Raw genomic sequence first — 12,738 nt, 5'->3', positions numbered from 1 at the left:
CCGCGTACCTACCCGAAATCGTGTCACTGGAAATGCTGAAATTTTCGCTCGGAATCGCGTTGAAGAGGGTGGAGGTAAACCCCACCCCTACAATTGGCGGCTTTATCGGCATTGATTTTGACGGATTGGAGGGTAGAGGTAAACCCCACCCCTATAATTGCCGTCATTTCCATCAAAACGTAATTTTTCTTCCCGTATCGTACAATGTATTCAGCCCGTTTTCGCGGATCAATACAAGCAATCCATAGTTGCCCGGCACAACCGATGCCCGATGGATCGTGGCCGAAAAGCCTCTGTCCCAATACCATCCTCTACGAAAAAAGGTCTTCAAAGGCAGGGCCTGTTGCGTGCCGGCAGCCATGTAGGTATGCGTCGCAGATTGAAGCATAACGTACGCACCGTCGTCAAAATCTCGGGTTGGGCGAACAAAATCTTTTTGGTAATCCACATGTAATATATCGCCTTTAAAATAGACAGAGTCAAGAGAGAATATTTCTTTGGGCATGGCCGTTTTCGGGGTTGTTTCAAAAAACAGATCGGGTTTATAAAGTGCCTGAATTCGCTTAAAATCAGCCCCCGTCAGGTCAAACATTTTTAATCCCAACAGATCTTCGTTGTACATGGAATTAAATTCCTGAACCACCGCCGCCCGACGATTATTGACCGCCGGAGCAACGGCATAATACAAAATTAATAAGTTAAAAAGCAGGCTCAAACCGAATGTTAAGGGCAAAAGCCATTTTTTGGAATCACGCAGCCAATGAATCAAAACCAGGTAGCCAATCACCAACAACCATGTAGGATACATCCGATAACGACCCTTGAACATCCCGATGAGACCATCTCCCTCGGCGCGTTTATAAACCACGCCCAACGCCGATAAGCACACAAACAGCAAGAGAAATAACGCAAAAAACTGTACTTCACTCATTTTTACCACAACTTCGAAATGGCGAATTCTCAGTCCGGTATTTTTCAAATTTATGGACTTCAATATTAACCATAGTATGCCGCCCAAAAGCAAAACGCCCCACAACACCGACCCCCAAACGGCAAATGTTGAAGGCGAATAGACGTCAAAATTGACCGATGAGCCAATAAATGCAAAGAAACAGGCAAGAGCATGACCATAATTGCTTGGCTCGGTGAGATCTAAGCCGCTCGGAGAAGCGTGGGCGCGGGTAAGTCCATAAAGTAACATGGTCAAAACAAAAGCGCCCGCCGTAATTCCTGCCGCTTTCCATCGACGCAGGAGAACAAGCAGAAAGCCGCCGATCAAAAAAGCCAATAAGCCGTTGCCGTAGGTAAAAGTCGCAAAAAAAGAAAAAAGAAGTGCCGGAAATAATCGGGCATTGTTGGAGGAATCAGTATAAAAATAGCCCGCAACCATGACGAAAAACAGCAGCCCGAAGTTTCCTAAAGAACTGGTTCCCCAAAAAATATTCTCAAACGAATGAACACTCAATACGATCCAGCAAAGAGGAATAAAGTACGCAAAAGAAAGCAGCCGCTGAGAAGACGACGAGGTGATTTTTCGAAAGATCAAAAACAAAATCCCCAATTGTCCGACCCATAAACCATTGCTGATCATCATCAGCGATTTGAGATTGACATGTCCGGTCAACCAATACGAAATAAGCACAACAGCGCGCGTAAACACAATGCGATGTTCGGGGAATCCGACCGTCAGCCAATCCAATTTTTCCTGCCAATTGGCCGCCTGTTGCCACTGTTCAATGATCTGTAAGACGTGCGTGTCATCGTAAGCGACGTAATTTACATTGAGCGCAATGGCTTGAAAAAACAGCATGTACAGAATAAGCGGCAACAAACACAGCGTGCGTACAACGGAACGATTTTGGAAAAGGCGGTCGAAAAATTGCATACAAAAAGTTAAAAACGGCTAAAATTAGTAAGTTAGTAGCCGTTAAGGAACAGAAAAATGATAAACTGATAAATGTAAAATGTAAAAGTGTTGATTATAAGTGTTTTACGTTTAAAAAGGCGGCTTTCCAATAAAACTGTTTCTTTAAAAAATTCATCATCGAACTACTCAACTTTCCGAATGAAATTTTTTACACTTCTTTTCTTTGTTTCTTTATTGATGATGGCAGAATCTCGATCGCAAAATCCGTACTTAACAACGAAAAACGAGCAATTGGAACTCACACCGGCGGGGGCGTCCTTTTTGGCAAAACTGCCGCTTCATTGCATCAATATCGAATATCCCAATAAAACGGGCCATACGCTTGAAGCCGAAAAAGATGCCCGTTTGACCCCCAAAGAATTGCATCCGTCTTTTTATGGGTGTTTGGACTGGCATTCATCGGTACACGGTCATTGGATGTTGGTGCGTTTGCTGAAAACATTTAAGAACCTTCCGGAAGAAACGCATATCCGACAAATACTCGCAGAAAGTTTTGCAGCCGATAAACTGAAAGCAGAAGCCGACTATTTTATTAAATATCCGTTGGCGAATACGTTTGAGCGCACCTATGGCTGGGCATGGTTGTTGAAGTTGGACGAAGAACTTTCTACGTGGAACGACCCACAAGCGCGGGAATGGCATCAAAATCTGCGCCCGCTGACCCAACAAATGCTGCGCCTTTGGACGGCTTTCCTGCCAAAACAAACGTATCCAAATCGTACAGGTGTCCATCCCAATACGGCATTTGGATTAGTGTTTGCCCTCGACTATGCTCGAACGGTCAAAAACATCGCCTTTGAAGCGCAGATCATTCAGAAGGCCAAGGATTTTTATTTGAAAAATACCAATGCACCCGCTTTTCAGGAGCCTGACGGTTCTGATTTTCTGTCACCAAGTCTGGAAGTGGCCGATTTGATGCGTCGTATTTTGCCGCAGGCGGCATTTGTGAAATGGTTCAACACATTTTTGCCTGCCGCAGGTCTTCAAAATGTGATGAAGATGCCCGTAGTAAGCGACCGTAATGATATGCAGATCGTACACTTGGATGGTTTATCACTGAGTCGGGCGTGGTGTATGAAGGGGATTGCACAGGCATTGCCAAAAAATGACCCACGCCGTGCGTCGTTACTTAAAAGCGCTCAGAAGTTTATTAACACTACATTGCCGCAAATTACCAACGGAGGGTATGGCGGAGAGCATTGGTTGGCGTCGTTTGCCGTTTATGCGCTGAGCCAAGAATAGAGTACTAATATACGGCAGCGTAATCAATGATTATATCTATTTCCTCCCATTTCCCTTTTTGGATATGAACGGGATTGATGTTCATGGCATCGTCGAATAAGTTGGCGTAAAGGCCTTTTTCTTCTTTGATGAATAATGAATAATAACCGGCAGGCAGAGAAACGGTAAACCGTCCTTCCTTGTCGGAGGTTACTTTTTTGATCAGTTTTGTATGAATAGTTCGATAAAAACCGCTCTCTTCTGCCGGTTCAACCTTCGAATTATCGGCAAGTTCATAGATCAAAATTTCCCGTACAATGGGCGAGCCTTTTCGGTTAGACGTTTTTGCATCAGGAGAAGGCATCAAATTTCCGGAGCGCCAAAGTACCGTACCCGATATACCCTGACTTCCTTTTTTCTTCTGAGCGGCACAGCCTGAGGTTAGTAAAAATAACCCAAAAAGAAGAATACAGACTGATGGTTGCAAAGAATAAAGGGCTGATTTTGACATACGGTTTATGGATTCAGAAAGTTAAATTCCTGCCTATAACGCCAAAATGAGCCGGGAATTATGCCATTTCCATAGAAAAAGCGTCGGATACTTCTTCGAGAATTTCAATGATCTCTTCATACGTATGTGCTTCTACCAATCGCATCCGATAAGGTTTGAAATTGTTCAGACCTTTAAAATACGTGGTATAGTGACGACGCATTTCAAATACGCCTGTTTTGGCACCTTTCCAGCGAATGGAAAAATCCAAATGTTTACGACAGACACGAACACGCTCGGCGGTGGTGGGCGGGAGTAAATGCTCGCCTGTGCGTATGAAGTGTTTTATTTCGTTGAAAATCCAGGGATATCCAATGCTCGCGCGACCGATCATAATGCCGTCTACGCCAAAACGATTGCGGTATTCAAGGGCTTTTTCGGGGCTATCAATGTCACCATTGCCGAAAATGGGAATTTGAATGCGCGAATTTTCTTTGATTTTGCCAATCAACGTCCAATCGGCTTCGCCTTTATACATCTGCACACGCGTACGGCCATGGATGGTAAGCGCCTTGATACCAATATCCTGAAGGCGTTCGGCCACATCCTGAATGTTTTTAGTGGACTCATCCCAACCCAGACGCGTTTTTACCGTGACGGGCAAGTGCGTGGCTTTGACCACAGCTTCCGTCATTTTTACCATTTTAGGAATATCCTGCAACAACGCGGCACCGGCCCCTCGGCACGCCACCTGTTTGACGGGGCAACCGTAATTTATATCGATCAGATCGGGATGAACATTGGAAGCAATGCGGGCGCATTCGCCCATGGTTTCGATGTCGCTGCCAAACAATTGAATGCCAATAGGGCGCTCATATTCAAAAATATCCAATTTCTGAACACTTTTGGCCGCATCCCGGATGAGCCCTTCCGACGACACAAATTCAGTATACATCAGATCGGCCCCGCCTTCTTTGCATACCGCCCGGAAGGGAGGGTCACTTACATCCTCCATTGGAGCCAACAACAGCGGGAATTCACCCAATTCTATGTTTCCTATCTTTACCATTTTAATTTTTTATAGCTATTGGAATATATACTTCATGTAATTGTCTACAGTCCAACGTTCGGAGTCAATCATATTTAAAGTGCAAATTTCGTCTTTTTTTCTTTATCTCTGAAAATAACCTATTTTTGCGCCTGATAATTCAAAACGATCTATCGCCCATCCACCTGAGCAGACTCGTTTCTAACGATAAATTAAGCTTCACAGCAATTAATATACATCTTAAAATTCGTTCGTAAACTCATACTTTGTAAAATCGGAACCAATAATGTCTTATTTATTCACTTCAGAATCTGTGTCGGAAGGTCACCCCGATAAAGTAGCTGACCAAATTTCAGATGCGCTCATCGACCATTTCATGGCCTTTGACCCTAAATCAAAAGTTGCCTGCGAAACCCTCGTTACTACCGGACAAGTGGTATTGGCAGGAGAAGTAAATACTAAAACGTATCTTGATGTACAACAGATTGCCCGCGATGTGATCGCCAAAATCGGCTACACTAAAGCAGAATATATGTTTGAAGCCAAATCGTGCGGGGTTCTTTCTGCGATCCATGACCAATCGGCTGACATTAATCAGGGAGTTGACCGCCAAACGGCAGATGATTTTGAAAGTAAAGCCAACGCGCAGGGGGCCGGTGACCAAGGGATGATGTTTGGTTATGCCACACGCGAAACCGATAACTATATGCCATTGGCATTAGACCTGTCGCACAAGATTTTGGAAGAATTGGCGGCCATTCGTCGCGAAAATAAACGCATCAAGTATCTTCGTCCCGATGCCAAATCGCAGGTGACGATCGAGTACTCTGATACCAATAAGCCTATTCGCATTGATACCATCGTGGTTTCTACGCAGCACGATGATTTTGCCGCTGATGAAACGATGTTGGCAACGATCCGCAAAGACATCATTACCTATGTGATTCCCCGTGTAAAAGCGAAGTTGAAACCTTCATTACGTAAATTATTTAACGATCAAATCACTTACCACATTAACCCGACGGGTAAATTCGTGATCGGCGGACCACACGGTGATACAGGTTTGACGGGACGTAAGATCATCGTAGATACCTACGGTGGTAAAGGTGCACACGGTGGTGGAGCTTTTTCGGGCAAAGATCCTTCGAAAGTAGACCGTTCGGCGGCCTATGCTACGCGCCACATTGCCAAGAACCTGGTAGCAGCGGGAGTTTGTGACGAAGTATTGGTGCAGGTTTCGTACGCCATTGGGGTGGCTACGCCGTGTGGATTGTACGTAAACACGTACGGAACGGCCAAAGTAAGAGGTGAAAACGGTAAGAAATTGAGCGATGGTGAAATTGCCAAACTGGTAGAAAGCGTATTTGATCTGCGCCCGTACGCCATTGAGCAACGCCTCAAATTGCGTAACCCGATCTATTCGGAAACGGCCGCGTATGGTCACATGGGTCGTGAGCCTAAAACAGTAACTAAAGTTTTTGAGAACGCCGGTCAGCGTGCTGAAGTGACGGTAGACCTATTTACTTGGGAAAAACTTGACTACGTAGACGCGGTGAAATCGGCGTTTGGTTTGTAATTGATATATTTCAGGCCGGCAACTTCAACGTTGGCGAGTTTAACGTCGGCAAGGTTCAAAACCTTGCCGACGTTTTTTTTATGTATATTCCCGATTAGGGAGGACCAAACAACATACCGGCTATTTCCCGTATAGATTTGGCCCGACGCACATCACGAACAATGTCTCTCCATTCGTGAAAATTCAGGTAAACCACATTTTGCGATTCAACAGGTTTCGTAATTCCATATACAGGCGGTTCGGTTTCTTCCTGAAAGGTCCCAAACAGTCGGTCCCATAAAATAAACGTTGTCCCAAAGTTCTTATCCATATACAATTCATTTTTACCGTGATGGACGCGGTGGTGTGAAGGTGTTACAAAAATAAATTCAAACCAGCGCGGCAACTTATGAATCAATTCGGTATGAATCCAGAATTGGTACAGCAAATCAATTTGGTAACAGGTAAATGTAATGACGGGATGGATTCCCGATAACCACACGGGCAAAAAGAAAATGATTTTGATGTGTTGCGTCCAGGAATTTCGAAACGAAGTGGCCAAATTGAAATGCTCCGACGAATGATGGGTAACGTGGGTTGCCCACCAAATACGCTGTTTATGTGCGATGTAATGTGCAAAATAATTGCAAAGATCAATGCCTAAATAAGCCAATACCCACGACCACCACGTATTGGGTAAGTGCCACGGAACCAATTCATAGCAAAACAGGCTCAGACCGACAATGAATGCTTTGAAAATACCATTGATAATCAGGCTGCCGAGACCAATTCCTACCGATGCCTTTAAATCATCGGGATCGTAATGATGGCCATGATCGTGTTTTATGCTCCAATACTCAAGGAGTATGCACACAAAAATAAGAGGAGCTGCATATAGTAACAGCGGCTGCAGGTCCTGTTCAAACTGCTGAGGAGTCATTCCAAAAAAGGGTTATGTACTGTGGGAGAAATAAACGCCTGAATGCTAATTGATGTAGATCCTTTCTGAAACAGGCTGATTTTTGGCATTCATGTCCACACCATATAAATCTATGTAGCGCACTTTGGGAATAAAGCTATTTGTTGAGGCCAACTGCACAAAAATCTTCTTTAATAACGATCTATGGCCGCTGATTTGAGTGACAGCAACGGGTCTGCCTTCATGATAAAAGACATGTAGCGTACGATTTCGAAAAGAGTTCAAACTTATCTCAATGAAATCATTTTCATTTTTATTTAAATGTTGTTTATAGCCATAGGCAAGTTGCCATTGTATAGCAGATAATTTCTCCTTTTGCCCTTTTTCGGCATAACGTATCCAATATACGTTAATAGGCAATTCGGTATTCAAGTGCTTATCGGGAAGCACATTGGCTTCGTACATTACTGTATTGGCATCATTGCTGCGCTGAATATAAAACAAATGATTTTCCGTGATTGGCGGCTCAGGAAATGAGCTTTTAGGATGATCTGTAGGGGCATCGAATGAGGATAGCGCCACCGATAGGAGGAATAGAGTGTATAGTTTCATGGCTGTATAATGAGGGTGATTGCTGATACCCTCTGCCTAAAAGACAATTCATTGAAAGCTTCCCCCTACCATAGAAAAGAAAATAATTTAGTGATCCATTAAAAGCCGATTTAAAAGAAAACCTTTAATTGGCCTGATATTTTAGCGTGGCTGCTATAAACACGTTGCTAGGACAGGTACCGATTTGGGAAACCCAGCTGCGCCATTCAGAGGCAAATACTCGCGAATAGGTTTTTGCACTACATACTTTTGAGGTAGTTTTCAAAGAAGGCTTTACTAAAGAATCCGCTTTTACGTGAGAAGCTGAGGAGGGTTTTTGTTTGGGCATTTCAATCCAATCAAAACCTACAAAGCAGCCTTCCATGGGAATGGGAATTTTGTAAGACTCAATGTCGAACAAAAACTGGCTTGAAGTGACCGGAACAATGACATTTTTGGTCAACAGATCGTTGAAAGGTTCTCCGGTAAGTGGATTAACGGAAAAAACTCTTACCCGCAATTTAGTTTGAGAAATGCTTTTTCTGCCAAAATTTGCATGTATTTTACTCAAAAGAGCTTCTTTTTTTGCTGAATTTTCAATTTTTATGACAACACTTTGCCCACGTACAGTAGTAAAGACAGCATTGGAAGGTTGGTCAAAAATTCCTTCTTTGGATGAATATTGAAACGAACCTGAATTTTCAATGGTCAGTGCTTGGAAATTTTTTTTAGGGGAAAGATAAACAAAGAAAGGAGATAATATCATCGCATTATTCATACTGATTACTGAAGGCTCAAAACCGGGTGAAGAGACGATCAGTGTGTCGTTTGAGGCTACATTTAACCGATAATTCCCTTTTTCATCGGCAATGCAACCTTCGGCCTTATTCTTCAGTGAAATCATTGCACAAGGGATGCCGACTTTACTGTTGTCTCTTATAATGCCCTTTATCTCAAGATTTTGGCCAAAGACTACTCCGGATGAAACCACCAGAAGGAGAAAAAATGCTTTGAAAGTAATGCCCATGGATTATACTGAATATAGTTACGAGTTTTGCCGGTATAGCAACTTTCTCTTAGACGATTGTATCAGTCAGGAGTCACTATTAGTGAAAATAAACAAAATATAGTAGTGGTTAAAGCACAATAATATGCTGTTTAATGATTGCAGAAAAGCATACTTTTTTAACAATTAAAGAAAATAAAGCCATATAGCAATGGCTTTTCTTCAAAAATTATCAAACGGTATAAATATATTTTAGGGTGTTTAATGGATGGATTATATCACTTCACCGCTTACGTTTATGAAAAGTATTTTTTAGCACCTGAAAAAGCGAAAAACAGGAAAGAACGTGCATATAGAACTGATTTTGCACTAAATAGTTTTAAAAATTATAACCGGAGAATTTATAATGTCCTTTATGAATAGCTTCGGATTAGCTATTGAAAATCAGTTGGATATTACTTTATTTTAGATAGTAAAACGGAATGTAAAGCCTGCTTCCGTTTTAGACCGCCTTAAATTTGGAGGATAGGCGCTTAGTTTAGGCTTGTTTTTTCGTTTTTTAGAGACACTTTTGATCTAAAAATTGTTACCAGTACAATAACACAATCAAGAACTAATCCGTCGAATAGTGGATTCGGAGTCACATATTACATCGCAAACAGTTTTGCCGCTTCATGGTTGGCAGTCAGCTTATGAACTTGGATACGCCGCTGCTTTATGGCGCTTACCACGGCAAAAAGATAAACACCTCATTCTCAACTTTGGAACGGGTGTTTCTACAACTAAAATTATTCCGGAAGACCTCCCATCGGGTTTTGCGATCAGTCCCTTTTTAAATTTGGAAGGGGAAGATTCGCTGTTTATTAAAGCGGATGTATATTTTCGATTTAATGAAATGGGAGAAATGGTTACTGAAAGTAACAAATCGGCAGAGTACGGTTCTTTGAAAGAACAATGGGAAAGTCGTTGCCGAACGGTTGAATTATCGGCTCTGAATAAGAACAATACTTCTGACAGTTCAACCCATACAACCTATTCATCGCATTTGCAATCGGTCAAAGAAGCGCTTGCGGCGATTGAGGCGGGTGAATTCCAAAAAGTAGTACTTTCCAGATCGAAGCACGTTACGTTGCCTTCTCCATTTTCTGTAACGAGTATCTTTGAACGTTTGTGTGATAAATACCCCAACGCTTTTGTATCGTTGGTGTACCTGCCTCACTTAAATCAAATTTGGCTGGGTGCCACCCCCGAAACGCTCGTCAGTGTAGATAAAGAAGGTATTTTCAGAACGGTAGCACTTGCAGGTACACAGTCTGCATTTGATACTGCGGGCCAACCTATTCCACCGAAACAAGCCCTCTGGACTCAGAAAGAGATTGAGGAGCAGGCATTGGTGAGTCGGTATATCATTTCCTGTTTTAAAAAAATTCGTGTACGTGAATACATCGAAGAAGGCCCCAAAACGGCCGTTGCCGGCAATTTAATGCATTTACGGAGTGATTATGCCGTGGATACCAAAGCCATCAATTTTCCTGAATTGGGAACGGTGATGCTGGGCTTACTGCACCCTACATCGGCGGTTTGCGGCATGCCCAAATTACCTGCTTTGCAGTTTATTCAAGAGCATGAAGGATATGATCGCGAATTTTACAGTGGCTATTTGGGGCCGGTCAACATTGATGCCGAGACCCATCTGTTTGTAAATCTGCGTTGTATGAAAATAAGCAACGGTGTAGCAACGCTCTACGGCGGCGGCGGAATTACGGAAGATTCAGTTCCTGAAAAAGAATGGCAGGAAACCGAGCTGAAATGCCAAACCCTGATGGCGGTGCTAGAGTAATCATAAAACAATATGGCTTATATTTAGGGTTTTATCTCTAAATTTGCGGCACGAAAAAGGTCGGAAGGTCAATTTTGTCCATCATTTTAAACTGTCCATACATTCATGCTGACGATCAACGACACGGTATCGCTTCAGGACGCCATTACGTCGTATAAATATAGCCAATCACTTACAGAATACATACGTCGTAAAACCATTACGGTCAACGTCGGTGATATACCAATGGGTTCTGAGCATCCGATCCGGGTACAATCAATGACGACCGTGGATACAATGAACACGGAAGGTTCTATCGAACAGGTGATTCGGATGGTAGAGTCGGGATGCGAATATGTACGTATCACCGCTCCCAGCGTAAAAGAAGCTCAAAATTTAGAAAATATTCGGAAAGGATTACGCGCCCGTGGCTACACTGTTCCGCTTATTGCTGATATTCACTTTACCCCCAATGCCGCCGAGTTAGCCGCTCGCATTGTTGAGAAAGTACGTATCAATCCCGGTAACTATGCCGACAAAAAACGCTTTGAACTGATCGACTATACCGAAGACGAATACCAACGCGAGTTGGAGCGGATTCGTGAAAAATTTATTCCGTTACTGAAAATATGTAAAGAATATGGTACGGCCATGCGGATCGGAACCAATCACGGCTCACTTTCTGATCGTATCATGAGCCGTTATGGTGATTCACCGCTTGGGATGGTGGAGTCGGCTTTGGAATTTTTACGGATTTGCGAAGAATTCAACTACTACGATGTCGTTCTTTCGATGAAATCCAGCAATCCCGTCGTAATGGTGGAGGCATATCGATTGTTGGCCAATCGTTTGAGTGCCGAAGGACTGAAGCCTTATCCGTTGCATTTGGGCGTAACGGAAGCCGGAGAAGGAGAGGACGGACGCATCAAATCGGCAGTAGGAATCGGTACATTGCTGGAAGATGGCTTAGGGGATACCGTGCGGGTTTCATTGACCGAAGATCCCGAATTTGAAGCGCCGGTAGCCGCCGCGCTCATTGCCCGTTATACACATCGCGCTGAGCAAACAACGCCCATTCGCCCGATTGAGGCGGCGCCGGTAAATCCATTTCAGTACAGCCGTCGCAAAACAAAAGAAGTATTCAACTTTGGGGGTGGAAATGTTCCGCGCGTCATTGCGGATTTTTCACACATTGAAGTAACCAAATACGAAGATCTGCGGAGCGTCGGACATTTTTATTTGCCCGTGCCCGACAAATGGAAAATGAATGATATTGGTGTGGACTTTATCTACACCGGCGCACGGCCTTCGACGTTCATGTTGCCTATGGGTCTGAAAGAAATCATTGATTATAACGTATGGCAAATCGCCGGAGACCGTGAGCATCAATTTCCGCTCTTTACGTTGACTGAATTTGAGCAGGCAGAAACCAAAAGTGCGGTATTGAACTTTCTTAAAACAGACGCGGCAACTCAACTTACCAAAGCACAACTTGCCGGTATTCCAACCGTTTTAGTGTTGCAAACCGGCAATGCGCACGCCATGCCGGCGCTGCGTCGATTTATGATGGATCTGGTGGAGAAAGGGATCGATTGCCCCGTAGTGATACAGCGAACATATTCAACGGAAAACGCGGATGAGCTTTCGCTTTTTGCGGCAACCGATTGTGGAGGACTTTTGGTGGATGGGTTTGGCGATGGAATCATGCTTTCGACTCATTACAATGCTATTGTTATCAATGATGAACGCTTAAAATACGCCACACAGCAAAACAGCATTGCGTTTGGAATTTTACAGGCAGGCCGTACCCGGATGTCTAAGACCGAATACATTTCCTGCCCTTCGTGCGGACGTACATTGTTCGATTTGCAGGAAACCACCGCGTTGATTCGGAAGCGTACCGACCATTTGAAAGGCGTTAAGATCGGTATTATGGGATGCATTGTCAACGGTCCGGGTGAAATGGCGGATGCTGATTATGGGTATGTTGGCATCGGAAAAGACAAAATTGCGCTTTATCGCGGGCAACAGGTCGTGAAGAAGTCGGTCGTAGCCAATAATGCCGTCGATGAACTCATTAATATTATCAAAGAAGACGGTAAATGGTTTGAGCCGGAGGCGATTGAGCTTTGATCTTAAAGGGGCATAATTCAAATTAAAAT

Annotated in this window: 10 protein-coding genes; 4 read left to right on the top strand and 6 right to left on the bottom strand. The window is 43.6% G+C overall.

Annotated elements, in window-relative coordinates:
• Window positions 1-172 precede the first annotated feature (172 nt).
• A complete protein-coding gene (locus ACQY73_RS11890) occupies window positions 173-1,885 on the bottom strand; it encodes a hypothetical protein (protein WP_428665949.1) in 1,713 nt (570 codons plus the stop codon).
• A gap of 180 nt (window positions 1,886-2,065) precedes the next feature.
• On the opposite strand from ACQY73_RS11890, the gene ACQY73_RS11885 reads away from it, so the two are divergent.
• A complete protein-coding gene (locus ACQY73_RS11885; protein ID WP_428665946.1) occupies window positions 2,066-3,169 on the top strand; it encodes a DUF2891 domain-containing protein in 1,104 nt (367 codons plus the stop codon).
• 4 nt (window positions 3,170-3,173) lie between these two features.
• Here ACQY73_RS11885 and ACQY73_RS11880 read toward each other — a convergent pair whose 3' ends face one another.
• Together ACQY73_RS11880 and dusB are read right to left on the bottom strand one after the other, a co-directional pair.
• Window positions 3,174-3,659, bottom strand: coding sequence for a hypothetical protein (locus ACQY73_RS11880; RefSeq protein ID WP_428665943.1), 486 nt, complete (start codon window positions 3,657-3,659; stop codon window positions 3,174-3,176).
• 58 nt (window positions 3,660-3,717) lie between these two features.
• A complete protein-coding gene (dusB, locus tag ACQY73_RS11875) occupies window positions 3,718-4,707 on the bottom strand; it encodes a tRNA dihydrouridine synthase DusB (protein ID WP_428665940.1) in 990 nt (329 codons plus the stop codon).
• A gap of 265 nt (window positions 4,708-4,972) precedes the next feature.
• On the opposite strand from dusB, the gene metK reads away from it, so the two are divergent.
• Window positions 4,973-6,262 carry a methionine adenosyltransferase gene (gene metK, locus ACQY73_RS11870; protein ID WP_428665937.1) on the top strand — a complete coding sequence of 430 codons (1,290 nt, stop codon included), beginning with the start codon at window positions 4,973-4,975 and terminating at the stop codon, window positions 6,260-6,262.
• Window positions 6,263-6,356: 94 nt separating this feature from the next.
• On the opposite strand, the gene ACQY73_RS11865 is transcribed toward metK, so the two are convergent.
• From ACQY73_RS11865 to ACQY73_RS11855, 3 genes are all read right to left on the bottom strand, one after another.
• Window positions 6,357-7,181: a sterol desaturase family protein gene (locus ACQY73_RS11865; RefSeq protein WP_428665934.1), complete on the bottom strand. Its 825-nt coding sequence runs from the start codon at window positions 7,179-7,181 to the stop codon at window positions 6,357-6,359.
• A gap of 45 nt (window positions 7,182-7,226) precedes the next feature.
• Window positions 7,227-7,772, bottom strand: a complete 546-nt coding sequence (locus ACQY73_RS11860; protein WP_428665931.1) for a DUF4833 domain-containing protein — start codon at window positions 7,770-7,772, stop codon at window positions 7,227-7,229.
• A 124-nt stretch (window positions 7,773-7,896) separates the two neighbouring features.
• Window positions 7,897-8,778: a carboxypeptidase-like regulatory domain-containing protein gene (locus ACQY73_RS11855; RefSeq protein ID WP_428665929.1), complete on the bottom strand. Its 882-nt coding sequence runs from the start codon at window positions 8,776-8,778 to the stop codon at window positions 7,897-7,899.
• 607 nt (window positions 8,779-9,385) lie between these two features.
• Between ACQY73_RS11855 and ACQY73_RS11850 the strand changes: the two genes are divergently transcribed.
• Complete coding sequence (locus ACQY73_RS11850; protein WP_428665927.1) at window positions 9,386-10,597, top strand: chorismate-binding protein; 1,212 nt, start codon at window positions 9,386-9,388, stop codon at window positions 10,595-10,597.
• Window positions 10,598-10,702: 105 nt separating this feature from the next.
• Complete coding sequence (gene ispG / locus ACQY73_RS11845) at window positions 10,703-12,709, top strand: (E)-4-hydroxy-3-methylbut-2-enyl-diphosphate synthase (RefSeq protein WP_428665924.1); 2,007 nt, start codon at window positions 10,703-10,705, stop codon at window positions 12,707-12,709.
• Window positions 12,710-12,738: the final 29 nt, after the last annotated feature.

Origin of the sequence: Runella sp., assembly GCF_965279615.1 — a bacterium.
Lineage (GTDB): Bacteria > Bacteroidota > Bacteroidia > Cytophagales > Spirosomataceae > Runella.
The sequence above is the reverse complement of the archived record's forward strand: the minus strand, read 5'-3'. Positions and strand labels throughout refer to the sequence as shown.

Excerpts from the sequence above, each read along its gene's own strand:
- ACQY73_RS11890 (WP_428665949.1), bottom strand. The coding sequence starts at position 1,885 with ATGCAATTTTTCGACCGCCTTTTCCAAAATCGTTCCGTTGTACGCACG.
- metK (WP_428665937.1), top strand. The coding sequence starts at position 4,973 with ATGTCTTATTTATTCACTTCAGAATCTGTGTCGGAAGGTCACCCCGAT.
- ispG (WP_428665924.1), top strand. The coding sequence starts at position 10,703 with ATGCTGACGATCAACGACACGGTATCGCTTCAGGACGCCATTACGTCG.
- dusB (WP_428665940.1), bottom strand. The coding sequence starts at position 4,707 with ATGGTAAAGATAGGAAACATAGAATTGGGTGAATTCCCGCTGTTGTTG.
- ACQY73_RS11885 (WP_428665946.1), top strand. The coding sequence starts at position 2,066 with ATGAAATTTTTTACACTTCTTTTCTTTGTTTCTTTATTGATGATGGCA.
- ACQY73_RS11880 (WP_428665943.1), bottom strand. The coding sequence starts at position 3,659 with ATGTCAAAATCAGCCCTTTATTCTTTGCAACCATCAGTCTGTATTCTT.
- ACQY73_RS11865 (WP_428665934.1), bottom strand. The coding sequence starts at position 7,181 with ATGACTCCTCAGCAGTTTGAACAGGACCTGCAGCCGCTGTTACTATAT.
- ACQY73_RS11860 (WP_428665931.1), bottom strand. The coding sequence starts at position 7,772 with ATGAAACTATACACTCTATTCCTCCTATCGGTGGCGCTATCCTCATTC.
- ACQY73_RS11855 (WP_428665929.1), bottom strand. The coding sequence starts at position 8,778 with ATGGGCATTACTTTCAAAGCATTTTTTCTCCTTCTGGTGGTTTCATCC.